The sequence below is a fragment of the Halorientalis marina genome (assembly GCF_023028345.1).
GTDB classification, from domain to species: Archaea; Halobacteriota; Halobacteria; order Halobacteriales; family Haloarculaceae; genus Halorientalis; species Halorientalis marina.
The window spans coordinates 3,028,083-3,053,341 of the sequence record NZ_CP095487.1 but is presented as its reverse complement, the minus strand read 5'-3'; the positions used below and the strand labels follow the sequence as shown (position 1 = coordinate 3,053,341).

Annotated in this window: 26 protein-coding genes; 8 read left to right on the top strand and 18 right to left on the bottom strand. The window is 69.0% G+C overall.

Features of this window, described 5'->3' with window-relative positions; genetic code table 11:
• Positions 1-39 precede the first annotated feature (39 nt).
• The 3 genes from MUG96_RS15705 (at position 40) to MUG96_RS15695 (ending at position 2,821) form a co-directional block, all read left to right on the top strand.
• Positions 40-936, top strand: a complete 897-nt coding sequence (locus MUG96_RS15705; protein WP_246984231.1) for a hypothetical protein — start codon at positions 40-42, stop codon at positions 934-936.
• 67 nt (positions 937-1,003) lie between these two features.
• Positions 1,004-1,888 (top strand): alpha/beta fold hydrolase, encoded by an 885-nt coding sequence (locus MUG96_RS15700; RefSeq protein WP_246984230.1) that lies wholly within the window; start codon positions 1,004-1,006, stop codon positions 1,886-1,888.
• Positions 1,889-1,945: 57 nt separating this feature from the next.
• Entirely contained in the window at positions 1,946-2,821 is an 876-nt protein-coding gene (locus tag MUG96_RS15695; RefSeq protein WP_246984228.1) for a homoserine kinase, read from the top strand.
• 200 nt (positions 2,822-3,021) lie between these two features.
• On the opposite strand, the gene MUG96_RS15690 is transcribed toward MUG96_RS15695, so the two are convergent.
• A complete protein-coding gene (locus tag MUG96_RS15690) occupies positions 3,022-4,986 on the bottom strand; it encodes a DUF6114 domain-containing protein (protein ID WP_246984226.1) in 1,965 nt (654 codons plus the stop codon).
• Positions 4,987-5,219: 233 nt separating this feature from the next.
• On the opposite strand from MUG96_RS15690, the gene MUG96_RS15685 reads away from it, so the two are divergent.
• A complete protein-coding gene (locus MUG96_RS15685) occupies positions 5,220-5,642 on the top strand; it encodes an SCP2 sterol-binding domain-containing protein (RefSeq protein ID WP_246984223.1) in 423 nt (140 codons plus the stop codon).
• Positions 5,643-5,864: 222 nt separating this feature from the next.
• Here MUG96_RS15685 and MUG96_RS15680 read toward each other — a convergent pair whose 3' ends face one another.
• From MUG96_RS15680 to pdxS, 3 genes are all read right to left on the bottom strand, one after another.
• A complete protein-coding gene (locus tag MUG96_RS15680; protein ID WP_246984221.1) occupies positions 5,865-7,073 on the bottom strand; it encodes a mechanosensitive ion channel family protein in 1,209 nt (402 codons plus the stop codon).
• Between the two features lie 70 nt (positions 7,074-7,143).
• Positions 7,144-7,566: a thiol-disulfide oxidoreductase DCC family protein gene (locus tag MUG96_RS15675; RefSeq protein ID WP_373222117.1), complete on the bottom strand. Its 423-nt coding sequence runs from the start codon at positions 7,564-7,566 to the stop codon at positions 7,144-7,146.
• Positions 7,567-7,692: 126 nt separating this feature from the next.
• Positions 7,693-8,601, bottom strand: coding sequence for a pyridoxal 5'-phosphate synthase lyase subunit PdxS (gene pdxS, locus MUG96_RS15670; RefSeq protein ID WP_246984217.1), 909 nt, complete (start codon positions 8,599-8,601; stop codon positions 7,693-7,695).
• A gap of 167 nt (positions 8,602-8,768) precedes the next feature.
• Here pdxS and MUG96_RS15665 point away from each other — a divergent pair, with 167 nt between their 5' ends.
• A complete protein-coding gene (locus tag MUG96_RS15665) occupies positions 8,769-9,518 on the top strand; it encodes a DUF1405 domain-containing protein (RefSeq protein WP_246984216.1) in 750 nt (249 codons plus the stop codon).
• Positions 9,519-9,530: 12 nt separating this feature from the next.
• On the opposite strand, the gene MUG96_RS15660 is transcribed toward MUG96_RS15665, so the two are convergent.
• From MUG96_RS15660 to MUG96_RS15645, 4 genes are all read right to left on the bottom strand, one after another.
• Entirely contained in the window at positions 9,531-10,439 is a 909-nt protein-coding gene (locus MUG96_RS15660; protein ID WP_246984215.1) for an HFX_2341 family transcriptional regulator, read from the bottom strand.
• A gap of 80 nt (positions 10,440-10,519) precedes the next feature.
• A complete protein-coding gene (locus MUG96_RS15655; RefSeq protein ID WP_246984214.1) occupies positions 10,520-12,061 on the bottom strand; it encodes a sodium:solute symporter family protein in 1,542 nt (513 codons plus the stop codon).
• Positions 12,054-12,278, bottom strand: a complete 225-nt coding sequence (locus tag MUG96_RS15650; protein WP_246984213.1) for a DUF3311 domain-containing protein — start codon at positions 12,276-12,278, stop codon at positions 12,054-12,056. The genes MUG96_RS15655 and MUG96_RS15650 overlap by 8 nt, the downstream gene beginning before the upstream one ends.
• A gap of 78 nt (positions 12,279-12,356) precedes the next feature.
• Entirely contained in the window at positions 12,357-12,704 is a 348-nt protein-coding gene (locus tag MUG96_RS15645) for a tRNA-binding protein (RefSeq protein WP_246984212.1), read from the bottom strand.
• 152 nt (positions 12,705-12,856) lie between these two features.
• On the opposite strand from MUG96_RS15645, the gene dnaG reads away from it, so the two are divergent.
• Positions 12,857-14,308 (top strand): DNA primase DnaG, encoded by a 1,452-nt coding sequence (dnaG, locus tag MUG96_RS15640; protein WP_246984211.1) that lies wholly within the window; start codon positions 12,857-12,859, stop codon positions 14,306-14,308.
• Here dnaG and MUG96_RS15635 read toward each other — a convergent pair.
• Positions 14,302-14,778: a GNAT family N-acetyltransferase gene (locus MUG96_RS15635; RefSeq protein WP_246984209.1), complete on the bottom strand. Its 477-nt coding sequence runs from the start codon at positions 14,776-14,778 to the stop codon at positions 14,302-14,304. The two genes, dnaG and MUG96_RS15635, sit on opposite strands and share 7 nt — an antisense overlap.
• On the bottom strand, positions 14,775-16,121 hold the full coding sequence (locus MUG96_RS15630) for a DUF92 domain-containing protein (protein WP_246984207.1): 1,347 nt from the start codon (positions 16,119-16,121) through the stop codon (positions 14,775-14,777). The genes MUG96_RS15635 and MUG96_RS15630 overlap by 4 nt, the downstream gene beginning before the upstream one ends.
• A 92-nt stretch (positions 16,122-16,213) precedes the next feature.
• On the opposite strand from MUG96_RS15630, the gene MUG96_RS15625 reads away from it, so the two are divergent.
• Together MUG96_RS15625 and MUG96_RS15620 are read left to right on the top strand one after the other, a co-directional pair.
• Positions 16,214-17,515 carry a molybdopterin molybdotransferase MoeA gene (locus tag MUG96_RS15625; RefSeq protein WP_246984205.1) on the top strand — a complete coding sequence of 434 codons (1,302 nt, stop codon included), beginning with the start codon at positions 16,214-16,216 and terminating at the stop codon, positions 17,513-17,515.
• A gap of 12 nt (positions 17,516-17,527) precedes the next feature.
• Positions 17,528-19,423 carry a molybdopterin biosynthesis protein gene (locus tag MUG96_RS15620; RefSeq protein ID WP_246984203.1) on the top strand — a complete coding sequence of 632 codons (1,896 nt, stop codon included), beginning with the start codon at positions 17,528-17,530 and terminating at the stop codon, positions 19,421-19,423.
• 29 nt (positions 19,424-19,452) lie between these two features.
• Here the strand turns inward: MUG96_RS15620 and MUG96_RS15615 are convergent, their stop codons facing one another.
• The 8 genes from MUG96_RS15615 to MUG96_RS15580 all read right to left on the bottom strand — a co-directional run bounded on the left by MUG96_RS15615 (position 19,453) and on the right by MUG96_RS15580 (position 25,151).
• On the bottom strand, positions 19,453-20,130 hold the full coding sequence (locus MUG96_RS15615) for an HAD family hydrolase (protein ID WP_246984201.1): 678 nt from the start codon (positions 20,128-20,130) through the stop codon (positions 19,453-19,455).
• A gap of 121 nt (positions 20,131-20,251) precedes the next feature.
• The gene (gene lwrS / locus MUG96_RS15610) at positions 20,252-20,710 is read right to left on the bottom strand and encodes an LWR-salt protein (protein WP_246984199.1); all 459 of its coding nucleotides are present in this window, start codon (positions 20,708-20,710) and stop codon (positions 20,252-20,254) included.
• Positions 20,710-20,988 (bottom strand): 4a-hydroxytetrahydrobiopterin dehydratase, encoded by a 279-nt coding sequence (locus tag MUG96_RS15605; protein WP_246984197.1) that lies wholly within the window; start codon positions 20,986-20,988, stop codon positions 20,710-20,712. The genes lwrS and MUG96_RS15605 overlap by 1 nt, the downstream gene beginning before the upstream one ends.
• A gap of 265 nt (positions 20,989-21,253) precedes the next feature.
• Positions 21,254-22,588 (bottom strand): glutamyl-tRNA reductase, encoded by a 1,335-nt coding sequence (gene hemA / locus MUG96_RS15600; protein ID WP_246984195.1) that lies wholly within the window; start codon positions 22,586-22,588, stop codon positions 21,254-21,256.
• Positions 22,581-23,231 carry a precorrin-2 dehydrogenase/sirohydrochlorin ferrochelatase family protein gene (locus MUG96_RS15595; protein ID WP_246984193.1) on the bottom strand — a complete coding sequence of 217 codons (651 nt, stop codon included), beginning with the start codon at positions 23,229-23,231 and terminating at the stop codon, positions 22,581-22,583. Before MUG96_RS15595 ends, hemA begins: the two co-directional genes overlap by 8 nt.
• 3 nt (positions 23,232-23,234) lie before the next feature.
• Positions 23,235-24,317, bottom strand: coding sequence for a siroheme decarboxylase subunit beta (gene ahbB, locus MUG96_RS15590; protein WP_246984191.1), 1,083 nt, complete (start codon positions 24,315-24,317; stop codon positions 23,235-23,237).
• A gap of 137 nt (positions 24,318-24,454) precedes the next feature.
• Entirely contained in the window at positions 24,455-24,673 is a 219-nt protein-coding gene (locus MUG96_RS15585) for a hypothetical protein (RefSeq protein WP_246984189.1), read from the bottom strand.
• A 67-nt stretch (positions 24,674-24,740) separates the two neighbouring features.
• Complete coding sequence (locus tag MUG96_RS15580) at positions 24,741-25,151, bottom strand: DUF5778 family protein (protein ID WP_246984187.1); 411 nt, start codon at positions 25,149-25,151, stop codon at positions 24,741-24,743.
• Positions 25,152-25,259 lie beyond the last annotated feature (108 nt).

Genomic DNA, 25,259 nt, shown 5'->3' with positions numbered 1-25,259 from the left:
AAAGACGAATGTGTTTGTAGAGTATCCTGTTAGCTTGTAATGACCGACGAACTGTCACGACGGGCAGCGATCAAACTCGGGGCGGCGACCGCGGGGGTGGGCGCGATGGGCGGCCTCGCGGGCTGTAGTTCCATCCCGTTCATCGGCGGCGGGGGCGGCTACACGAACTGGCTCGCCGAGCCGGGTGTCGTCGCCGACGACGACGCGTACCGGTTCAGCTGGACGGACGCCCAGCAGGTGCGGAACAACGAGGACGAGTTCGACGAGGACGTCTACGACAGCTACGAGAGCTTCAACGAGGAGCGACTCGACCAGGCGGGCCTGGACTACGACGACGTGAACACGTTCCTGTCCTTCCAGACCGTCACCGTCGTCGACGCCTCGTTCGACCGGGACGACGTCGCCGACGAACTGGAGGACAACGACTACGAGGACGACACCGACCACGAGGGGTACACGATCTACCTCGGCGACAGCGAGTTCCGGGCCGTCGGCGTCTCGGGCAGCGACCTGATCTACGGCCGGCGTAACAGCGATAACGACGCCGTCGAGGTCGTCGAGGCCGCAATCGACACGAACAACGGGGACGAGGACCGGTACGTCGACGAGAACGACGACTTCGCCGAACTCACCTCGAACCTGGGCACGGGGACGTTCACGTCCGGCGGCACCATCGACAACGACTCGGACCAGGTCGCATCGGGACGGACGATCTCCGTCAACGGCGAGATCTCGAGCGTGGAAGCGATCAGCGTCTTCGACGAGGCCGACGACCTCGATCAGGACGACGTCGACGACCTGCAGGAGGAAGGCGAGGACAGCAACGACGTCGATAACTTCTCCGCGACCAAGACCGGCCGCGTCCTCACCGTCAGCTACGACGTGGACACCGACGAGATCGGGACCGGCGAGTTCGGCGGCTTCGTCGGGTTCTGACCGACCCGCGGCCCCTCGCCGCCCCGACTCCGCGAAAGTAAAGTAGCCGCCGGCCGACCGTCCGAGTATGTCAACGACGGAGACGGTCACGGCAAACGGGGTCGAGTTCGCCTGTCAGCGGTGGGGGTCGGGCGACCGGCTCGCGCTCTGTCTGCACGGCTTCCCCGACGACGCCGGGTCGATGGCACCGGTCGGCGAACGCCTTGCGGAGGAGGGATTCACCGCGGTCGCGCCCTACATGCGCGGGTACGGCCCGACCGGGAGCGCGCCGGACGGCGACTACTCGGCGACGGCGCTCGGGACCGACGCCGTCGAACTCGCATCGACGCTTGTCGAGGACGAGGAGCTGCGGGACCCGGTACTCGTCGGCCACGACTGGGGTGCGGTCGCCGGCTACAGCGCCGCTCGCGCCGACCCCGACCGCTTCGAGCGGATGGTCACGATGGCGGTGCCGCCGGCGTTCACGAGCGAGCTCTTCGGCCACCCGCGGCAGTTCCTCCGGAGCTGGTACATCTGGCTGTTCCAGCTCCCCTTCGCGCCCGAGAGCTACCTCCGTCGCCGCGACTTCGCGCTGATCGAGGTGCTGTGGAACCTCTGGAGTCCCGGCTGGGACTACCCCGACGAGCGCATCGCGTCGGTCAAGGAGACGTTCCGGACCGACGACACCGTCGAGAACGCGCTCGCGTACTACCGGCAGTTCGTCCGCCCGGTGGCACTCGACCTGCTCCGCTCGGGGCTGCCCGACGCCGACGACGCGCCGCCCATCGAGACGGAGACGCTGGTGCTCGCGGGGGCCGACGACGGCTGTATCGGGGCGGACCTGTTCGAGAACGCCGGCCAGGCTTTCACAGCGGACTGTCGGGTCGCGCGAATCCGCGATGCCGGCCACTTCATGCACCAGGAACGGCCCGACGTGGTGGGCGACGAGATCGTCGATTTCCTCGCGGACTGAGGCCCCGAAGCCCCATAGTTCGCTACCTTTTTGCCACCCTCGTTGAAAGTCACGTGCATGCTGACCGTCCGGGCGCCGGCCACGAGCGCGAATCTCGGGAGTGGCTTCGACGTGTTCGGGGTCGCGCTCGACCGCCCGGGGGACGTGGTTCGCGTCTCGAAAGCCGACGCGGTCTCAATCGACGTGACCGGCGTCGGGAGCCAGTACATTCCCGAGGACCCGGAGAAAAACACCGTTGGCGCCGTCGCCGAGGCCCTGGAGGCGCCCGCACACATCGAGATCGACAAGGGCGTCCGGCCCGCCTCGGGCCTCGGCTCCTCGGCCGCCAGCGCCGCCGCCGCAGCCGTCGGCCTCAACGAACTCTACGACCGGGGCTACTCCCGCGAGGAACTGGTCCCCATCGCTGCCAAGGGCGAGGCCGTCGTCTCCGGGGACGCCCACGACGACAACGTCGCCCCCTCCATCATGGGTGGGTTCACAATCGCCACCGACGAGGGCGTCACGAGGGTCGACGCCGACATCCCCTTGGTGGCCTGCCTGCCCGATATCGTGGTGTCGACCCGGGACGCCCGTCGGGTCGTCCCGGAGTCGGCCCGGGTCGAACAGCTCGTCGAGACCGTCGGCCGGGCCGCGACGCTCACGACCGGGATGCACCGCGACGACCCCGACCTCGTCGGCCAGGGGATGTACGACACCGTCGTCACCCCCGCTCGCGCGGAACTCATCGACGGCTACGAGCAGGTCCGGACCGCGGCACAGGAGGCGGGCGCGACCGGCGTCACCATCAGCGGCGCCGGCCCGACCGTCATCGCCGCCTGTCACCAGGGCAACCAGCGCGCCGTCGGGACCGCGATGATAGACGCCTTCGAGGCCGTCGGCGTCGACGCCCGCGTCTATCAGACGGCCATCGGTGAAGGCGCGACGGTGTTTTAGAGGGGGTTGCGGATGCGGGAGCGGTAGCGGTCGCGGCAGGAGGAGAAGCATCCGCGCGCCGGAGGCGCGCGGTTCCCCGGATTCGCGCCGTCGGCGCGAATCCGGCCTTTTTAGCGTAGATTTTTACGGCGAGTGGTTCCCGCAGGCCGCCGCAGGCGGCCGAGGAAACCCGAGCCGTAAAAAGGTACTCGCGAAAGGTACTACCATTGCTGATCGCCTTCGCCGATCCACTTGAACCGGCTGTCCCCGGCGGCTTCCTCGTCACGATTGGGGTCCTGCCAGGCGATGCAGAGACAACCGCCGACGATGCCGACGAGCATCCCGATGACGAGGCCGCCGAAGGCGCCGATCAGCGAGAGGATGGACATGGCGACGCCGGTGACGCCGACCAGCGTCGACAGTTCGGGTTTTAGCAGGGCAAAGAGGCCACAGGCGGCGACCATGGCCGCGAACGCGATGCCGATGCTGGCTCCGGTCGTTCCCGCGAAGGTCTGCTGGATGCGGATGGGGATAGCGCCGATGATGAACCCGGCGAGGATCAGCATCGTGCTCCCGGCGAAGGGGCGCTGGACCCGCCAGGCGGCGAAACCCTGTTTGCCTGCCAGCGGATCGTCCTCGGCGGCGGGCTCCGGTTCGGGCGGTCCGGCCGACGGGAGGCTGAAGTCAACGTCCTCCAGTTGGAGCCCGTAGTTCACGCCCAGGGCCTGCCCGTAGAGGACGAACGCGAGGATGACGAGCGGCGTCGTCGCCGGAATCGGGCCGAACAGCGCGACCAGATAGAAGAGGACGCCGACGCCGAGCCCGAAGCCCAGTCCCATACTGCTCGCGGTCGTGGTCAGGGCGGCGCGGGTGATGAGCGGCACCAGGATCTTCTGGGTGAGTTTCGAGCGCCGCGAGAACATGATCACCGTGTTCGTGAAGTCGTTGATCGTCCGGGAGACGTAGGCGACGAAGACGAGGCCGAGGGCGACGCTGAGGCCGAGCCAGACGGCGAAGCCGCGCCAGAGGCCGACGGCCTGGAGGAGCGGGTCGTCGCCGGGCACGACGCCGGTCAGGACCAGCAGGAAGATGACGACGCCGCTGAGGAGGCCGGCGATGGGTGCGGCCTTCAGCCCGGCGACCTGCTCCTCGGAGAACAGCGGGCCGGCCATGCCGACCTTCTCGATCATCAGGCCGTAGACGTTGCCGAGGACGTAGCCGTAGACGGTGAAGCTCACGATGCCGGCCAGCCCCAGCGCGGGGAGGGGGAGGCCAGCGGCAGCGGCGACGGTCCAGACGAGACCGATCCCGAGGCCGTAGACCAGCCCCATGCTCCCGGCGGTGACGGTCAGGGCGGCGCGGGTGATGAGCGGCACCAGTATCTTCTGGGTCGCCTTCGAGCGCCGCGAGAACATGATCACCGCGTTCGTGAAGTCGTTGATCGTCCGGGCGAGGATGGGCGCGAACGCGATGCCGAAGACGACCGCCAGAGCCATGTAGACGGCGGCGCCGAAGCGGACCGACGAGCCGCCGGCGAGGTTCCCGACCGCAACGAGCGCGTCCTGCCCGCCGAGGACCGAGAGGACGCCGGCACCGGCGAGGCCGCCGACGATAGCGCCGAGGAAGGCGGCGTTCTGCTCGTCGGCGTTGCGACTGGGGTGGAACCAGTGTGCTTCGAGGAGTTGTCCGTAGACGGTCCCGAGCGTCTGGGCGTAGATGATGTAGCCGAAGATGACGACGAAGTTTGCCTGGACGAAATCGGCCGGAATCCCGTGGATCTGGGCGATGATCGGCGTGATGTACGCGTAGAAGCCGAACCCGAGTATCTGTCCGTAGATCAGCCCCATGCTGCCGGCGGTCAGCCCGAGCGCGGACCTGTGGAGGAGCGGCACCAGTATCTTCTGGGTGAGCTCGCTCTTCCGGGACACCATGATGACGGTGTTGGTGAACTTGTTGACGTTCCGGGCCATCGCGCCCCCGAAGTAGAGGCCGAAGCCGACCGCCAGCGCCATCCAGACGGCCCAGCCCTGGCTCGGGTCCGTGCTCCCGATGAGCCAGGAGAACGTGACCATCGCGTCGGCGCCGCCGACGATATCCATGAAGACGCCGGCCAGCACTCCGCCGACGAGTGCCCCGATGAGCGCCGCTACCTGCTCGTCTCGTTCGAACTTCGATGTCTGATCCACACTCATTGTCCCGTGCGAGCGCCCCGCAACATCCCCCGTGTGCGTGGCTGCGTTACGCAGTGTATCGTCGACTCGCTACTAAAACGTTCTGCGTATGATACACGGGGGTTTATACCGTAGCTCGTCGACTCCAGTTTAAAATACGTCTAATCTTCGGTAATATAAATGGTAGAACTGTTATGGCAGAATCCTTTTAGGAACCCCTGACGTTCCACGGAACGGAGGGAACACGGATGGCAATACCGTTTCCGACGGACGAGTGGATCGAGGAGTGGGAGGAGCAACTGAACGACAACGAGGACTATCAGGAGACCAGCGAAGGCTGGGGGGTCGATTTCAACGGAAACTTCATCTTCCACCTGGAGGCCGACGACCGGCTCCCGGAGGACAGGTACTACTTCATCGGCCTGGAGGACGGCGATGCCTTCGACTGCCGCGAGGTCGACGATCCCGAGGACACGGATTACGGCTTCATCTATCGGGGCGACTACTCGGACTGGGTCCGTCTCACCGAGGGTGAGGTCGGTGCCATCGACGGCCTGATGTCCGGCGTCTTCGAGCTCGACGGCGACATGCAGAAGGTCCTGCAGTACTCCGACGCCGCCGTCAACATGGTCGAGACCGCCAGCCAGATCGAAACCGACTACCAGTACTGACCGCGGGCGTCGGGGGGCGCCCCGGTCGGCACCGGTCGGACGCGGTCGGGCGAAAGATTCCTGTCGCTCTCGGCACGAGTGGCCGGTACGCCCGACCGTTCTCGCGTCCTTTTCGTGGCACTGTTGCTCGTGACCGGGTCCGTCAGCCGGATCCGGAAGCGGGGGCCGTCGGACTGGCCCCGGAAGAACGACAGCTGACACGCGCGGGCGGTCGCTGGGTCCTCACCCTCTGGGACCGTGCCCGTCGGGATACCGTTCCGCCTCCGCACGCTCCTCGGCGACCCGGAACCCACCGGTCTCGGCTCGGCCGGAGAGTTCCCGCTGTGGGTAGGGAATCTTGATGCCCTCGCGGTCGAACGCGTCCTTGACGGCGTTGACGACTGCCGCCTGGGTGCGCCACTTCTTGGGCGGGGTCGGCCGCTCGATCCAGAAGCGCATCTCCAGGACGACTGCCGAGTCCCCGAAGGACTTCGGGAAGACCTTCGGGGGCGGGGTCTCGGTGACGGTCTCGACGGTCCGAATCGCTTCCAGTGCGACCACCTCCGCGCGTTCGGGGTCGGCGTCGTAGTCGATACCCACGTCGACCCGCAGGCGGAGCCGCCCCTTCTGACTCTTGTTCGTGACGGGGCTGTCTGCCACCTTGTCGTTCGGGATGACGATGAACTCCCCGTCGAAGTTCTCCAGACGCGTGTTGATGATCGTGATGTCAGTCACGACGCCCTCCTGGTCGTCGCCGACGACCACCCAGTCGCCGATCTCGAACGGCCGCGAGAACATCAGCACGAAGCCGGCGATGAGCGATCCGAGCGTCTGTCTTGCGGCGAAGCCGACGACGATCCCGAGAAACCCCGCGCCGACCAGCAGTCCCTGCGGATTGACGTTCCAGACCGACAGCGAGAGCAGTCCGACCAGCAGGAGCATGGACAGTTGCCCGACCCGCGTGATTATCTGCTCCTGGTGGGCCGTCATCCGGGTCGTTCCCTGGCTGAACGACTCGATCGTGTCTTCGAGCAGCCCCATACCCACGTAGGCACCGACCAGAAGCGCGGCGGTGAGTACGCCGCGGCCGACGATTACCGGCGACACCTGGACCGCGGACAGCACCGTCAACGCCGCGTCGGTCCGGTTCCAGACGGCCAGCAGGGCGACGCTCGTCGTCACGAGAACCGTCGCCTGCAACCCCCTGAGGACGAGACGGACGGGCGTCGTGAGCGGGAACCGTTCGGTGACCTCGTCGGCGACCGCCGCCAGCCGACCGCCGAGGAACCGATGCGCGATGAACCGACGTGCCCAGCGGACGGCGGCGGGCGCGAACAGGGCTGCGACGACCACGGCCCCGACGACCAGCAGGGCACTCGCCACGAGTCGCTCGTCGGTCCCCGAGAGCGACCGCAGGACCGGTACCGCACCGAGCACGACCGAATCTGCCATCCTCTGTCGAAGACACACGGTGCCGAGACCATAAACCGGCGGCGTCACTCACGTGCCGAAACCCGGGCCCTCAGTCCGTGTCGAGGGCGCGCTCGGTGAACCGCTCGCGAACCGTCGGCGGGGGCACCTGACACGATTCCGAGCGGCCGAACAGCCGGTACCGGTGCTCGGCGACGAGGTCGTAGACGCCGTCCCGGAGGCGCCGGGGGAGAAAGACGAGCGGATACGCGAGCGGCCAGGGTCCATCGAGGCGGCGCGCGACCCGGAGCGCGGCCGTCGATTTCGTGTAGCATTCGCCGTCCTCGACGAGGACGACTGTATCGAACGCCTCGTCCTCGGTCGGCAGGCCGTGTCGGGCGAGCAGTTCCTGCGCGACCGGGGACTGGAGCGGAGCGTACCGGAAGACGCCGTCGTGGTCGAAGCGGACGACGAAGCGGACGAACCCGTTACAGAGGTTGCAGACGCCGTCGAAAAGCAAGACCGGCCCGTCGATGTCGTCGACGACCGCCGCCGGATCGCGGCCGCTTCCCGTCTCCGGGGTGGACTCGCCGGCCGCTGCCTCGTCCCCGGCGGGCGTATCGTCGGCGTCGGAATCCGGGTCGGTCGGCACAGTCCCGCCTCAGACGCCGCGGCCCTGCAGTTTCTCCTCTTCGGGGAGGTCGGCGTTGGCGTCGCCGGACATCCCTTTGCCGACGTTCCGGGAGATCTCGGCGAGGCGGTCGGGGTCGTCCCAGTTGTTGACGGCCTCGACGATAGCCTCGCCCATCGCGCGGGGGTCCTCCGCGCCGAAGATGCCCGAGCCGACGAAGATGCCGTCACAGCCGTGGTGCATCATCAGCGCCGCGTCGGCGGGCGTGGCGATACCGCCGGCCGCGAAGTTGACGACGGGGAGCCGGCCCATCTCGGCGGTCTCGTGGACGAGGGTGATGGGCGCGTCGTTCTCGCGGGCCCAGGCCTCGCGTTCCTCGTGGGTCATACCCTCGAGTTTGCGGATGGCGCTCTTGATGTTGCGCTGGTGGTGGACGGCCTGGTTCACGTCGCCGGTGCCGGCCTCGCCTTTGGTGCGGATCATCGCCGCGCCCTCGTGGATACGCCGGAGCGCCTCCCCGAGGTTCCGGGCGCCACAGACGAACGGCGTCGTGAAGTCGCGCTTGTCGATGTGGTAGCGGTCGTCGGCGGGCGTCAGCACCTCGGACTCGTCGATCATGTCGGCGCCCGCGGCCTCCAGAATCTGGGCCTCCTTCGTGTGGCCGATACGGGCTTTCCCCATCACCGGAATGGACACTTCCTCGATGACTCCGTCGAGCGAGGCCGGGTCCGCCATCCGTGCGACCCCGCCGCGCTTGCGGATGTCCGCGGGGACGGCTTCGAGGTTCATCACCGCCACCGCACCCACGTCCTCGGCGATGCGGGCCTGCTCGGCGTCGACGACGTCCATGATGACGCCGCCTTTCTGCATCTTCGCGAACCCACGCTTGACCAGTTCGGTCCCGCGCTGGAGGTCCTCGAGGTTAGTCTCCTCTGGCATACCAACGGATTAGGGTTTCACGCACTTAACCCGTGTCCTTCGTGCGGCAACGGGACCGTGCGGCGGCGGGGCAGCGCGCCGTCCACGGCCACCGTGGCGGCCCCGCAGCACCACGGCCCCCCTGTGCAACCGCTACCGTTTTCCCCCGCCCGGCCGACCCATCGCGTATGTCGGTCGTCAGTCGCGCAGGGCGTCGGTTCGAGCAGTTCCTCGCGCGGTACTTCGGCGGGGACCTCCCGGAGCGGGAGTCGCTGCCGTGGTACGTCGCGCCCCTCCCCGGCTGGCTCGAAGACGCCGCCCTTCGACTGGCCTGGCCCATCGTCCTCGTCAACCTCGTCGGCACCCTCTTTGGCTTCTGGTACTACGCCGGCCGGCGGTTCTCCGAGCCCTTCGTCGCCGGCCAGCTCGGCGCGACGCCGCTCGTCGCCTGGCCGGTCGTCCCCGACAGCCCCGTCGCGACCATGTTCATCGGCCTCTCGCTGGCGGCCTGGAAGCTCGACTACGACGCCGAGTGGCTCCACGTCATGGCCTTCTTCGGCTGTATCAAGCTCGGCCTCTGGACGCCCTACGTCCAGTATTTCGTCAACGGCCTCGGGGAGGTCCCGCTGTGGCTGTATCACTTCCTCATCTGGAGCCACCTCGCGATGGCCGTCGAAGCCTTCTTTATCTACCGCTACAGCGACTTCCCGGTGTGGGCCGTCGGGCTGGCGGCAGGGTGGTACCTCTTCAACGACATCGTGGACTACTTCATCCCCGTCGTCGGGGACTTCCACCACACGCTCCTCCGTGCGGAACTCACCGCGACGGGGTACGACCACGCCCTGCCAGCCCACGAGATGGCCGCCGCGGGCGCTGTCTTTCTGACCGTCCTCGCGGTCTTTCTCGCGCTGGCGACGCGGGTGAAGAAAGTCGAGTAGGACCGCGGGCGGTCACTCGTCCTCGTCGGCGTGCGCCCGGACCCACAGTTCGCCGATACGGGAGAGGCGCGTCCGGTAGGATTTGCCGTGCTGTTCCTGTTCGATGTAGCCCTTGCCGCCGGGGCCGAGGCGGTCGACGTTGTAGATGACCTTCGAGCGGAAGCTGTCGGTGTACTCCTCGCCGAGTTCGCGGGCGAGTTCCTGTGCCAGCTCCGAGACGGACTCGAACTCGCCGTGTTCGCCGAGGGTGAAGAGGATGATCTCCTCGAAGGGCTTGACGTTCGAGAAGGAGGCGACGGGGAGTTCGATGACGTGGCTGCCGTCGATCTCCTTGGCGCCGATGGTGGTCCCGCGTTCGTCGAACTCGGCGAGCAGCGAGCGGGCGCTCTCCAGGCGGTCGGCCACGCGGTCGTCGTCGACGGTCTCTCGGAGGTCCGAGAGGAGGGCGATCTGCTGGCGGAGTTCCTCGGCGAGTTCGGTTTCGAGGTACTTCTCCGGGACGGTGTAGTAGGTGTGGATGCGGTCGCGGTCGCCCTCGTGTTCGACCATGATGGAGTGGGCGGCGGTCGCGAACGCGAAGGAGACGGTGCGGGGCATCGCGGAGATGTTGACCCAGACCTCGCCGTCGCCGCCCGCGTCGCGCTCGCGGTCGAGTTCGGCCATGATGAGGGCGTACGCCTGCTCGAAGGCGGCGTCGTAGTCGTAGACGTCCTCGACGACCATCCGCTCGGTTTTGGCCCCCAGCAGGTTCGTGAAGTCCTGCTCCAGTTTCTCCGCGAGGTTGCGCGAGTACTCGACGTTGGCCTCGCTCCCCACGGCCCCCTCCAGGAGGATGACGCGGTCCACGTCGAGCTGGTCGCGCACGAGCGGCGCGATGAGCCGGTCGTAATCGAACCCGACCGGGACGATGTGGGTCTGCATACCCGTATCACCGTCCGAGAGATATAAAAACCACCAAGACTCGCCCGTCCGACGGCCCACGTGGTGGCCCCGTCGTCGGCTCAGTCCGCCGAGAGCCCCTCGTATGCGGTGGCGTCCTCGGCAGCGCCGGCTGCGGTGACCGCCGAGACGCCGACGGTCAGGGCGAAGCCGAGCACGATCCCGACGACGGAGGGCTGGAAACCGCCGAGGCCGGGTGCGAACGGGAGCACGTAGCTGGCGGGGAACAGGCCCGCCACGGTGGCGAGGGCGGACAGGACCGGCACCGACTCAAGCGCCCCGAAGGGCAGAACGCTCAGGCAGTAGAACGCCTGACTGCCGGCGACGCCGGCGTACATCCCGGTCCGCGTCGTCCCGCGCCAGTACAGCGCGACGGCGACCGGCAGGGCCAACTGGGCGAAGCCGCCGAAGGCGGTGTCGCCGATCTCCACCAGGGTCGCCGGCCGAAACAGGCTCAGGACGAACGAGACGAGGGCGATGGCGACGACGCCGGCCTGTCCGACCAGCGCCTCCCGGCGCTCGGTGACGCCGGCCGCGACCTGCCGGTAGACGTCCCGGGTGAGGTACGACGACCCCGACAGGAGCATCGAGTCGCTGGAGGACATCATCGCGGCCATCGCGCCGGCGACGACCAGCGCCGCGAACCAGGCCGGCGTGTACTCGTTCAACAGCAGCGGGAGGACGTTCTCGCCCTGCTCGGCCGCGATGCCGAGTCCCTGTGCCCACGCGCCGAGCATGAACGCGGGGACGAAAAGCAGGACGACGAGGACGGGCCACAGCGCGAAGGTCCGCTTGAACACCGTCTTCGACCCGGCGACGAAGAAGCGCTGGTTCACCTGTGGGAACATCGTCACGCCGAACGCGATGGAGACGGCCGTCGAGATGATGAACGCGGGCGAGTAGAGCCCGCCGCCGAAGGCGAGGAACTCGGGGCTGGTCTCGGCGAGGCGCCCCGTCGCGGCCGAGGGGCCGCCGACGGCTGCCAGGACCCACGCGAACGCCACCCAGACCATCCCGAGCATGAACACGCCCTGGAGGGTGTCCGTCCAGGCGACCCCGCGCATCCCCGAGACGGCGACGTAGAGTATCATGAACAGCGTGATGCCGCCCGCGCCGGCCCAGTAGGGAACCGCGCCGTTCGTCAGCGCCGTCACGGCGGTCCCCGCCCCCTGCTGCTGGAGCATCACGTACGGGACCAGCCAGAAGAGGCTGATGCCGGCGACGAGGACGCGCAGGCTCCGCGAGCCGAAGCGGTCCCCGAGCATCTCGCCGAGGGTGACGTAGCCGTTCGCCTTCCCGACGAGCCACTGCTTGTACCCGATGACGTACCACAGGACGGCGAAGATGACGCCGTCCATCAGGCCCATCACGAGGATCCACTCCGGCCCCGCGTTGTACGCGAGGTTCGGCCCGCCGAAGAACGTGAAGGCCGACAGCAACGTCGCGAAGGTAGTAAACAGCAGGACGACGGTGCCGAAACTCCGGCTCGCGAGGAAGTAATCCTCGGCGGTCCGGTCGGTCACCCGGTAGGCGACCAGCCCGACCGCCAGCGCGACCAGCAGGTACGCGGTGACGATCCCGAGCTGGAGCGCCGTGTCAGCCATCCGGCCCACCCCCGGGCTCGACGCCGAGGCCCCAGTCCGTCCGGGTGAAGGCGTAGAAGACGGCCGAGGTCAGCGCCAGCCAGCCGACGTGCCACCAGATCCAGACCGGGAGTCCCGCGACGACGGTACTCGACCCCCACAGGAACCACGGCACCGCGAGGGTCACGAGCACGATTGCCACGACTGCCCAGCCCAGCGCCCGTGCGCTGTCGGTCATATGTAGACATAACTACTACCTCGTCGCACTTATCTGCATCGAAAGTGAACGGAGTAGCCTATCGAAGAGATATTCTATTCAATACAGCCGCGTCCCGTCGGGCACCTCGCGTTCGGGCTGGAGGTGGACCACGTCACCGTTGTCGTCGTCGACGCCCGTCACGAGACACTGGCTCTCGAAGCCGGCGATGGTGACGGTCCCGAGGTTGACGACCGCGAGCACCTGCCGGCCCTCCAGTTCGTCTCTGGTGTAGTTGTCCGTCAGGCCGGCCGCCGACTGGCGGACCTCGGTCCCGAAGTCGACTTCGAGTTTGTACACGTCCTTGCGCGCTTCGGGGAACTCCGCGACCGAGCGGATCGTTCCGACGCGCATCTCCACGTCCTCGAGGAAGGCCGCGGGGTCGATGTCGTCCGTTTCGATGCCCATGTCGCCCCGATTACGCCGGGCCAGTATGTGGTTTGTGCAAGGGGCGACGAGCGGTACATATATCGGCCTGCCGAGACGACTTTCGAAGGCATCCATGGTCAGCATGGACGCGACATCATCATCACGCCCCACACCGGGGCAGTTCATCACCAATGCAGGAATCAGCCAAATACCTCATTCACGCGGACGTCACCGCCAACGGGGTGGTAGAGCGGAGTGACGTCGTCGGCGCCGTCTTCGGGCAGACCGAAGGACTGCTCGGCGACGAGCTCGACCTCCGTGACCTCCAGCAGTCCGGGAAGGTCGGCCGCATCGACGTCTCGATCCGCTCGGAGAACGGCCAGTCGTTCGGCGACGTGACCATCGCGAGCGGCCTCGACAAGATCGAGACCTCGATCCTCGCGGCCGGGCTGGAAACCATCGAGCGGGTCGGCCCCTGTCGGGCCGACGTGTCGGTCGACCGGATCGAGGACGTCCGAGCAGCAAAGCGCCGCGCCGTCGTCGAGCGCGCGAAGGAACTCCTCTCGGAGTTCGACGAGGACGTGATGTCCAGCGACGAGATCGTCGCGGAGGTCCGCCAGGCCGTCCGCGTCGCGGACATCACCCAGTACGAGGGGCTGCCGGCCGGCCCGCGGGTCGCGGACAGCGACGCCATCATCGTCGTCGAGGGGCGGGCCGACGTGCGCCAGCTCCTCCAGTACGGCATCAAAAACGCCATCGCCGTCGAGGGAACGAACGTCCCCGACGCGGTGGCGAACCTCACACAGGACCGGACGGTGACGGCCTTCCTCGACGGCGACCGCGGCGGCGACCTGATCTGTAAGGAACTCGACCAGGTCGGCAACATCGACTACGTCGCCTTCGCCCCGGCCGGCGAGTCCGTCGAGGACCTCTCCCGTGACCAGATCATGGCCGCCCTGCGGGAGAAGGTCCCCTACGAGGCCATCGCCGACGCCAGTTCGCCACACGAGACCGTCACCGCCACCGACGGCAGTGCCAGACCCGCACCGCCCGACGCGATGGAAACACCGGGTCCCGACGACGAGGGTGTGGCAGCCGACGACGCGGACGAACCGTCACCCAGCGACGCGGGCGCCGAAGCGTCGGCGGCCGACGACGCCGCAGGTGCCGCGGCGAAGTCGGACGCCGAAGCCGCGTCGGACACCGACGGGTCGGAAGACGGCGAACCGGGAGACGGAGAGCCGGGAGGCGACGAACCGGCTGGTGGGCAGTCGGACGAGGAAGCGGCCGTCGAGACGGGAGCGGAGGCCGCGCCGTCGGACCCGGACACGCTGGCGGGCCACGTCCTCGCGGTCGTCGGCGAGGAGAGCGGGACGGTCCGCCTGCTCGACAGCGAGTTCGGGGTCGTCGATTCGGCCCCGGTCGCCGAGGCGTTCGAGAGCGTCGCGAACGCCGAGCAGGTGCCGGCGACGGTCGTCATCGACGGGGAGTTGACTCAGCGCGTTCTCGACGTGGCCGCACAGCGCGGCGTCGAGCGGATCGTCGCCGAGAGCGAGGGCGAGTTCGTCAAGAAACCCACCGGCGTCCGCATCAGGACGGCCGAGGAGTTCGCGGGCGAACAGCCCTCCGCGACGAGTCACTGAAGCGGCCGCACCAGTTCCAGTCCGTCGCCGTCCTCGTAGTGGTGCGGGAGCAGTGCCCGGACGCGGAAGTCGTGGGTCTCGTAGAAGGCCCGCGCGCCGCGGTCGTCCACCCGGACCGTGAGCCACGCTCGCTCGAAGCCCTCGGCCGCGAAGCCAGCGAGGAGGTCCCCCAGGAGGTGCGAGCCGTGGCCCTGCCGGCGGTGGGCGGGCGCGACCGCGATCTCCGCGAGGTACGCCGCCTCGTCCTTCGGGAGCGCGACCGCGTAGCCGACGGGCTGGTCGGTGTCGCCGCTGGCAGCGTCGACAGCGGTGTCTGCAGTCGTTCCGCTGGCATCGGGTGCCGTCACGACGCGGACGACGCCGGCCCCGTCGACGGCGGTTTCGAGGAGTTCCGGCCAGGGTTCGGCGAGCGAGACGGTCTGGATGGCCCGGAGTCGCGGGCGGTCGGCGGGTCGGGCGGGGCGGATCATAGCGGGGTGAGGCCGGTCGCGACGGCGAGGGCGGCGCCGGCGACGGCGGCCACGACCGTCGCGAGGAAGTTGACGCCCTGGTTGCCGATTCCCCGACCCTCGACGGTCGCGCCGAGGAGGCTGTCGGCGGTCATGCCGACGACACCGGCGGCGAGGATGACGGCGACGCCGACCGTCGCGACCGACTGGAACATCAGCCCGGCGATGCCGGCGATAAGACCCGCGCCGACGACGCCGGCGAGTTCGCCCTGCCAGGTGACGGCCCCGTCGGTCCCCGGGGGGACGGGGCGGAGGGTCGTGATCAGCCGCGGGTTATCGAAGAGGCCGCCGATCTCGCTGGAGAGGGTGTCGCTCATCGCGGCCGCGATGGCCCCCGCGAAGGCAAAGAGGAACACCTGCGGGTCGGCGGGGATGAACTCGGGGCTGGCCGCGGCCGCGAGCAGGGACAGGAGCGCGGTCAGCGAGTTCGCGAGGACGTTCCCGCTGCCGCGAGCGCCCTCGTTCTCCTCGGCGATGCCGCGGGCTTGCTTCTCCTCGTAGCGGAACTTCGTCGAGAGGCCGCCGACGCCGAAGAAGGTGATGAGCATGAGAAACCAGCCGTAGTCGCCGAGGACGATGGTGAGGAGTCCGAGTAGGACGCCAGTGAGCATCCCCGGGAGCGAGGCCGTCTCCAGCGCGTAGGAGACGTAGCCGAGGCCGACGGTCACGCCGAGCGCGACCAGGACGCGGGTGGTCTCGACGGGCACGTCGAGGTCGGCGAACAGCCACAGCAACAGCGCGATGGAGACGACGACCAGCGGATCGTCGCGCTCGAAGAGGACGGTCCGGAGCAGGGCACCGAGCAGGGCGCCGCTGGCGGCGAAAAACAGCGTCGTCGGGAGGTCGAGCCCGGTCCCGGCGAGGATGGCACTGGCGACCTGGGCCCCGACACCGGCGAGGAAGCCGGCGGCGCTGAACCCGGCGACGGCGAAGACGGGTTCGTCGCTGTAGGCCCGGACCGCCTGTTCGCCGAGGTTGCCGTACGCGAGGATACAGACGGCGCCGACGTAGCCGGCGACCGCGAGATCGAACTGGACGGTGATGAGCGCGAGCCCGGCGGCGGCGAGGGCGAAACCGGCGAGGCCGTAGAGGCGCTGGTCCCGGCGGTCGCCCGGGCGGGCGAACAACTCGAAGAGAACGCCGTCGTCGACGACGTACAGCGACAGCACGGCGATGGCGACGAACGGTGCCGTCCCGATGACGGTCGTCGTCGCCGGGTCCTGCACGCGCCCCGCTGCCGGCACGAGCAGGGCCAGCGTTCCGATGGCCGCGAAGGCGCCCGCTCGCCGGACTGTCGACGTCACGAGCGCTCTTTCCCCCGAGAGGCACTTACCCTTTCCGAACCCTGCGGGGAGGTCGCCGGACGCTTTTTGCCTTCGGCGTCCCACCCTCGGATATGGACGTACGCGAGTCGGGGTTCAAGAAGATGACACGGCTCCGCGAGGCCCGCGAACGGCTCCGCGAAGCCCTCACTCCCCACGACCGAACCGAGACGGTCCCGCTGACCACGGCCGGGGGACGGGCCCTCGCGTCGACGGTAACCGCCCGCCGGGAGGTGCCACACTACGACCGGGCGGCCATGGACGGGTTCGCCGTCCGTGCCGAGGATACCTTCGGCGCCGGCGACCGCTCGCCCGCCATCCTCCGGGCGAAAGAGCCGCCCGCGGAGACCGACGACGACCCGCCCGCGGTCGGTCCCGAGGAGGCTCTCCGGGTCCACACCGGGAGCGAGATTCCCCCCGGCGCGGACGCCGTCGTGATGGTCGAACACACCGACACACACCGCGACGAGGTGGAGGTGTTCGACGCCGTCGCGGAGGGGGAAAACGTCGCGCCCGCCGGCGAGGACGTGGCGTCGGGACGGACGCTCTACGAGCCCGGCCACCGGCTCCGCCCCTCCGATATCGGCCTGCTCAAATCCGTCGGCGTCGACGAGGTCGAGTGCTACCAGCGCCCGGAGGTAGCGGTGACGCCGACCGGGGAAGAACTCGTCCAGCGCGACCCCGCACCGGGCGAGGTGATCGAGACCAACGGCCTCACCGTCGCCCAGTACGTCGAGCGCTGGGGCGGGAAGGCGACCTACCGGAACGTCGTCACCGACGACCACAGCTCCCTCCGGGCGGCCATCGAGCGCGACCTCGTGCGGGACGTGATCGTCACCACCGGCGGCTCCTCGGTCGGCGAGCGCGACCTCCTCCCGGAGGTCATCGACGACCTCGGGGAGGTGCTGGTCCACGGCGTCGCGTTGAAGCCCGGCCACCCCGTCGGCTTCGGCGTCGTCCGCGAGACGCCGATCATCATGCTCCCGGGCTACCCCGTCGCCTGCATCGTCAACGCCGTCCAGTTCCTCCGCCCGGCGGTCAAGTGGAGCGGCCACTACCCGCTCGACTCCCACCCCACCACCGAGGCCGTCCTCGGCCGGAAGGTCGCCAGCGAGCCGGGCGTTCGGACGTTCGCCAGGGTCCGGCTCGACGACGGGGGTGACGAGCGAACCGCCATCCCGACGAGCGCGACCGCAGACGCCGAGGGCGATACGCTGGACGCGGACCGCCCCGTCGCGGAGCCGACCCGAGCGAGCGGTGCGGGCGTCCTCTCCAGCGTCGCCCTCGCCGACGGGTGGGTCGTCGTCCCCGAGGACCGCGAGGGGTTCGCCGAGGGCGAACGCGTCGCCGTCCAGAACTGGGAGTGGTCGCCGTGAGGGGGGTCCGCGATGAGTGACAGAAAGGAGTTCCGCGACCTCGCGCCACCCGCGGACGCCCACGACGCCATCGACTCGCTGGACCTCGGCGGCGAGAGCGAGACCGTCCCCCTCGACGACGCGCGGGGTCGGGTCCTCGCGGAGCGGGTCGACGCCACCCTCGACGTGCCCGGGTTCGACCGCGCCTCGATGGACGGCTACGCGGTCAGGGCCCGGGACACCTTCGGCGCGGACGAGGCCGACCCCGCCCGCCTCGCGCTCGCCGGCGCGGTCCACGCGGGTGCGGAGCCCGACGTAGAAGTCGCCGAGGGCGAGGCCGTCGAGGTCTCGACGGGGGCGGTGATGCCACCCGGCGCGGATGCCGTCATCATGGTCGAGCGAACCGACGAAACGGACGACGGCGAGGGCGTCCTCGTCCGCAAGTCCCTCGCGCCGGGCGACAACGTGATGCTCGCGGGCGCGGACGTGGCCGCCGGCGAGCGCGCGCTCGGCCCGGGGACGCGGCTCACGGCCCGCGAGATCGGCCTGCTCTCGGCGCTCGGTGTCGACGCGGTGCCCGTTCGAGCGAAGCCCCGCGTGGGAATCATCTCGACGGGCGACGAACTCGTCCGGCCCGGCGAGGAACTGAACGCCGACGCCGGGCAGATTTACGACGTGAACAGCTACACCGTCGCGACGGGCGTCGAAGAGGCGGGCGGCGAGGCCGTCCTCTACCCCCACGCCGGCGACGACTACGACGAGATGGAGCGCATCCTGACCGAGGCCGCCGACGAGTGTGACCTCGTGCTCTCCTCTGGGTCGACCAGCGCCTCCGCCGTCGACGTGATTTACCGCGTCATCGAGGAACAGGGCGAACTCCTCTTACACGGCGTCGCGGTCAAGCCGGGCAAGCCCATGCTGATCGGCCGGCTCGCGGACTCGGCCTACGTCGGCCTGCCCGGGTATCCGGTGTCGGCGCTGACCATCTTCCGGACGTTCGTCGCGCCCGCGATCCGCGAGGCCGCGGGCCTGCCCGAGCCGGCGACCGCGACGGTCTCCGGCCGGATGGCCGTCGAGGAGCGGTACGCGGAGGGACGCCTGCGACTGATGCCCGTCGGACTGGTGGAAAATGGTGACGGCGACACGCTCGTCTACCCCGTCGACAAGGGCAGCGGCGCGACGACGAGCCTCGTGGAGGCCGACGGCATCGTCGCCGTCCACCCCGACACGGAGTACCTCGCGGCCGACGAGGACGTCGAAGTTCAGCTGTTCTCGCCGGACGTGCGCCCGCCCAGTCTCTTCGCCGCCGGCGAGGACGACCCCGCGCTCTCCCGCATGCTCGACTCGCTGCGGACCCCCCGGTACCTCTCGCTGGGCACCCGAGAGGGACTCCGCCGGCTCCGCAACGGCGTCCCCGACGCCGCCGTCGCCGCCGGGGTCGACCCCGCCGAGATCGACGCCGCCCACGAGGTCCTGGGCGGCTGGACCCGCGAGTGGGGCCTGCTCGTCCCCGCGGGCAACCCCGACGAGGTGTCCGGCCTCGCCGACCTCGTGGACCGGGACCTGCGGCTCGTCAACCGCGGGACGAACTCGGGACTGCGGACGGCGCTCGACGACGCCCTGGCCGACCTCGCCGCCGACCGCGACGCCACCCGCCGGGACCTGACCGACGCCATCGACGGCTACGAACTCACCGTCAAAGCCCACGAGAGCCCGGCCCGGAAGGTCGCAGCGGGCGACGCCGACGCCGGCCTCGGCCTCCGGGCGACCGCGACGAAACTCGACCTCGGGTACGTCCCGCTCGGCGAGCAGTCGGTCACGGTCCTGGCGAACCCCAATCGGACGGAGAAAGACGGCGTCCAGGCCCTCGACGAAGCGGTCGAGGGGGCCGACTCGGTGCTGGCCGACCTCGACGGTTACAGCCGCTAGGAACAGTCAGCCCCGCGTTCGTCGCGGGGTCAGTCGCTCGATTGCTGTGGGTGGAGTTCGGGGAGGTCGGTGAACGCCTCCACGCGGTAGTCCCCGAGCACGCACTGGCCGCGCCGGTGCGGGTCGTGGCGCTCGACGTGAATCCCGTCGAGGCCGGCGTTCCAGGCCGCGCCGATGTCGTGTGGACCGTCGCCGACGAGGACGCCCGCCCGCCGGCTGTCGGCCGTGTGGTTCCCGTCGTGGGCGACCCCGAGGTCCCGCATCGCCAGTTCGACCGGGCCCGGGTCGGGTTTCCAGCCGATCTCCTCGTCACAGCAGACGACGGTGTCGAACCAGTCGCGGATGTCGAGCCGGTCCAGGACTGGGTCGGTGAGGTACTCCTGGCAGTGCGTGACGACGCCGACCGGTCGGTCCAGGTCGGCCACGAAGTCCGCGTCGTCGTAGAGGTAGGTGTGCTCGGCGCGGGCCTGCGGGTCCTCGACCTCGTGGAAGGTCTCCCAGAACCGCTCGACGTCGACGCCCCACTCGGCGAGTTGCTCGTTTCGCTCCCCGCCCAGGCCGTGCCAGACCACCTCGGCTTCACGGTCCGTGAACTCCCGGCCCATGCGAGCACCGACCTCGTCGAACACGCCGTGGACGTACGCCGGTTCGACGTCCACGAGCGTCCCGTCGAGGTCGAGCAGCCAGAAGTCGTACTCGGACACCATCGTCGTCGGGATTCCGTCTCTACGCGGTTAGTAAGTAAGTGCTTTCCGCCCGTCTCGCGCGGCCGGGGCCGGAACCGACCGGGCGCAGGCAGCGACTACCCTCTCGGCCGCAAACGGCCGCTCAGGTCGTATCCCCGCCGTCGTCGCGCGGGCGAACGTGGATCGAACTCCCGAGGTACTTCGAGCGGACCTCCGAGACGCCGTCGGCGTTGAACAGGTCGAGGTTCGCGGCGATCTCGGTCTCCAGGGCGTCGAGGTACGCCTCGTCCGTCCGCAGTTCACGGAAGTCCACGGACCGGACGGACACCCCGAGGGCCTCCTCGGTGAGTTCGCGGAAGTACACCCGGTCGTTCAGTTCGCCACGCCACAGATTGTCGCGGAAGAACAGCCAGCCGTCGCTTCCCGGCGGGTCGGCCCGCCTGTACAACGTCGTCTCGAACTCCTCTGGGGACGCGCGCAGGCCCGTCACGCTCGGGTCGAGCCGGAAGCGGACTTTGAACACGTACTCGGCGTCGCCGACCGCCTCCTCGTCGGCACCGGCCTCGTCGTCGCCATCGCCAGCGGGTCCGCCACCGCCCATCAGTCGTACACGTCGTCGAACCGCGTCGCGAGATCGATGTCCTTCCCGGTGATACCACCCTCGTCGTGGGTGGTCAGTCGGACCTCGACTTCGCCCCAGGTGATGGTGATTTCGGGGTGGTGCCACGCGTCCTCCGCGATGCCGCCGATACCGGCGGCAAAGCCCACGCCGGGGAGGTAGGAGTCGAACTCGTACGTGCGGACGATCTCGTCGCCGTCGCGCTCCCAGTCGTCGGGCAATCGGTCCGCGATTTCGGAGTCGTCGAGCAGGTCTACCATACCCCATTGGTCGGCCGGAACACCGATAAAAGTGGGCCTCGCGGAAGCAGTGCGGTCGCGGAGGCGGAAGCGGTGCGGTCGCGGAGGCGGAAGCAGTGCGGTCGCGGAGGCGGAAGCGGTGCGGTCGCGGAGGCGGCGACAGGAGCATCCGGCGGCGGAGCCGCCGGTTCACTCCGCGCGAACGAAGTGAGCGCGGAGAGGGTTTTTCCCCACGTTTTTCCAGGAGGGGGTGGGCGCAGCGCACCCCCTCCTGTAAAAAGTGGTGCTAGTCGTCGAGTTGATTGAGCACCGCGGGTGACATCTCGGATTTCATGTCGTCCGGGATGTCCTCGGGGTCCATGCTGGAGACGAAGTCGGGGACCTCCGAGCCGAAGTCGGGGTCGAACAGCTGGAGCGCGGTGTTGATAGTCGTCCAGTCGTCCTCCTCGGCGGCGTCCCGGAGGCTCTGGGTGGGTGGGGCGAGCAGTTGGCTCACGAGAGCGTCGGCCATCGATTCGACGACCTCGCGCTGTTCGTCGTCCAGGTCGTCGAGTTTGTCGAACGCGGTGTTGAGTTCGGCGGTCTTGATCCGCTCGGCGGACTCGTACATACCGGCGATGACCTGGTCGGCCCGCTTGCGCTTGTACTGGGTGAGCAGGTGCTCGAACTCCTCGTCGACGATGGCCTCGACGCGCTCGGCGGCCTCCTGACGCTGTGCCCGGGAGGACTCGGTGACCGATTCGAGGTCGTCCAGGTCGTGAATGGTGACGTGGTCGAACTCGGCGACAGCCGTCGGCACGTCCCGGGGCTGTGCGAGGTCGACGACGAGCGTCCGGTCGACGGTCGCCAGGTCCGTCGCGTCGAGGATCGGTGCCGGACTCCCGGTGGCGGTCACGACGAGGTCGGCCTTCCCGACGGCGGCGGGAACGGCGTCGATAGCGAGCGCGCTCCCGTCGGTCGAGAGCCGCTCGACGAGGTGTTCCGCGTGCGGGACGGTTCGGTTCGCGACGAGGACGCGGTCGACGGTGCCGTCGAGCGCCTTGGCGACGAGCGATCCCATCTCGCCGGCGCCGACGACGAGCGCGGTGGCCTCGGCGAGGTCGCGCTCCCCGCGGGCGAGGTTCACGGCGGCACTGCCCAGGGAGACGGTGCCCTCGTTGATCGCCGTCTCCGTGCGGGCGCGCTCGCCGACGTGCATCGCCTTGGTGATACCGTCCTCGAGGACGGGTCCGATCCCGCCGACGCCGCGGGCGTCCTGGTAGGCGTCCCGGACCTGGCCGAGTATCTGGTCCTCACCGAGGACGATGGATTCGAGGCCGGCGGCCACCCGCAGGAGGTGCCGCAGGCTCTCCTCGTGGTCCATCTCGACGAGGACGTCGTCGGCGACGCCCTCGAAGTGCTGGCCGAGCACGGCGTGGCCCGCCTCGTCGCCGGCAGTCACGACGTACGCTTCCGCCCGGTTGCAGGTCTGGAGAACGTACGCCTCCTCGACGCCGGGATGCGAGAGCAAGGACTCGACGGCCGCGCGCTGGCTCTCCGCGGCGGCGATCTCGATGTCGTCGACGCTCGCACGCTCGTGCGAGGCGCTGACACCGGAGATGACGCCAGTCCCATCAGTCATCTAAATCACCAGTCACGTCTGAGATCACGTCTTCGGCTACTTGTCGTGCCTTCGTGCTTCCCCTATCTAAATTTGTCCAAACGCGTCCCGACCGGACGACCTCGCGGACGGCCGCTCGCCGGCGATCCGCCGGGACCGCTCGCTCCTGTAGCTCGTTGCGAAGGTCGCCCGTCAGCCGTGCCATCTCGCCCGCGCCATCGATCTCCGTCTCGATTCGCTCCCGGAGGTAGCGGCTCAGCGCCGGACTCGCCCCGCCGGTCGCGATCGAGACGACGACCGGCTCGTCCCGCACCGTCGCGGGCACGACGACGCTGTCCGGGTCACGGCCGCCGTGTTCGTCCGTCCGGTTGACCATCGCACCCGCTTCGCGCGCGGCGGATTCGATGGTCGCGTTCAGGTCCCCGTCGTCGGTGGCGGCGACCACCAGCGCAGGCTCGGTCCGGTCGATCCACTCGCGGACGCCCTCGGCGTCCGGCGCCGCCCTGACGCGTTCGGCGCCGCCGAAGTCCGCGTCGGCGAACGACGGACTCACGACGACTACCTCGGCCTCGCGGGCGAACCGGCGCGCCTTCCGCGCGCCGACCGTCCCGCCGCCGACCACCAGTACCGTCTCGCCTTCGAAGTCGTGGAGCAACGGAATCATGTGTCAGTCGTCGACCGTCTCCGCACCCGCGTCCTCGACCGTGTTCGCCGCCGCCCGGTCCCCGATACGGATACCCGTCTTCTTCAGGATACGCGTCGAGAACAGCGTGTCCCAGTCGTCCTCGCCGACCGTCCAGAAGTCGGTCATCCGCTCGCGGACCTGCTCGACGCGGCGCTGGCTCTCGTCCTCGCTGCGCCCGTGGGTCATCGCGAAGAAGTTGTACGGCCACACGCCCTCGTGGCGCGGCCGCTCGTAACAGTGCGTGACGAACCCGAGGGAGGCGATGGCCGGCCCAACCTCGTCCAGCTTCTCGTCCGGAACGTCCCAGACCGTCATGCCGTTCTCCGTGTACCCCAGCGCGTAGTGGTTCGGGACGACGCCGATCCGCCGTATCTTCCCCTCGCGCTCGAACCGTTTGACAGTCGCCAGCACCCACTCCGTGTCCGCGTCGATGGCCGCGGCCACGTCCCCGTAGGGCGTGGCCGACAGCGGAAGCCCGTCCTGAATCTCCCGGACCAGGTCGACTTCCTGCGGCGTGAGTCCCTGCCGGTCGGTCGGCGTCACGTCCGGCCCCAACGCCGAGCAGTCGAGGCCGCCGTCCGAAATCGGCCCGTCGACGAGGAACTTCGCCTCGACGCGGAACTCCTGTTGTTTCGGGAGGTTGTACGTCTCCTGGCCGGTCTCGGCCTCGATCTCGGCGAGCACCTCGTCGACGCGGTCGGCGTCCGCGACGCTGACCACGAACCACATGTTGAGGTGGGGGTGTTCGCGCTCGTAGTTGTGTGCCACTTCGTCGTGCGCGTTCACCTGCTCGGCGACCTCGTCGAAGCGGTCCTCGGGGGCGTGCATCGCGACCAGCGTCGCGGCCCCGCCGATCTCCTCGGCGTTGATCAGCGGCCCGAACCGCGTCAGGACGCCCCGCTCGTCCAGGTCGCGAACCAGTCCGAGCAGGTCGTCTGCGTCGAGGTCGATACCGCGGTCCTGCAACGCCGCGGCGGCCGGCTCGAAGGGACGCTCGACGACGGGGAATCCGCCCTGGAACGCGTTGACGACCGCCCGCTCGTCGGTCCCCAGTTCCTCGTCCATACCCACCGTTCGGAGTTCGGCGGTTATAAATCCGCGCTCACGTTCCTGCAGTGTGAAACTCCACTGCGGACCGCCGGTCGCCGTCGCTCGGCTGTGCGTCGGGCGCTCGCCGGTCACCCGTTCCAGCGAGCGGGCGATCAGGCGGTCGTCTCGGCCTGCAACGCGGTCAGAACGAGGAACAGTCCGAACCCGACGGTGAGCCCGAACGAACTCCCGATAGCGACCGTCGCGACCCTGCTCGATTCGCCGATGACCCCCGCAGTGTCCACCGCGAGTACGCTTCCGAACGCGAGCGTCGCGCCCAGCAGAGCGATCGCGGCCGGTCGCGTGACTGGCGACTCCATATCGGTGCTCATACGCCGAGTGATAAGAAGCGGGCGTCCGTTCCCGCGTCGCAGGAACGCACCACAGTCCGTTCCGACGTCAGGGCTCCTCGACGCCCTCGACGGTGTAGCCCGCCTCGCGCATGGCGTCGATCAGCCCGTCCTGATCCACGTCGGCCTCGTAGTAGAACACGATGCGGAAGGTGTCCTCCCGGAGGAGTTGCTGACACTCCCAGACGAACTCGTCGCCGTCCAGCGTCAACCCCTGGTGCTGATTCAGCCCGAAATCGGGGTCGTCGTTGCCCGAGTAGACGTAGGTGTCTTTCGGGTCGATGCCCTCGTACTCGGCGATCAGTTCGCCGAGTTCGATGGTCGTCTGGTGGAGGTCCGCCTCGGCGTCGCTGTCGAGGTCCGTGTGGACGATGGCGCCGGCGAGGTCGATCTCGCCCGGTTCGAGCAAGGCGAGCGTCCGCTGGTAGAGGTCCCGGTCGATGGGCTCCTGGTCGCTCATTGGTCGACACTCGCGGGGCCTGATTCTTACCTCTCACGGTCTCGGCGTCCGGCCCGTGCGGGGCGAGACCCGCGGCGCTGGCCGCGTCGCCACTCGGCGACGACCGCC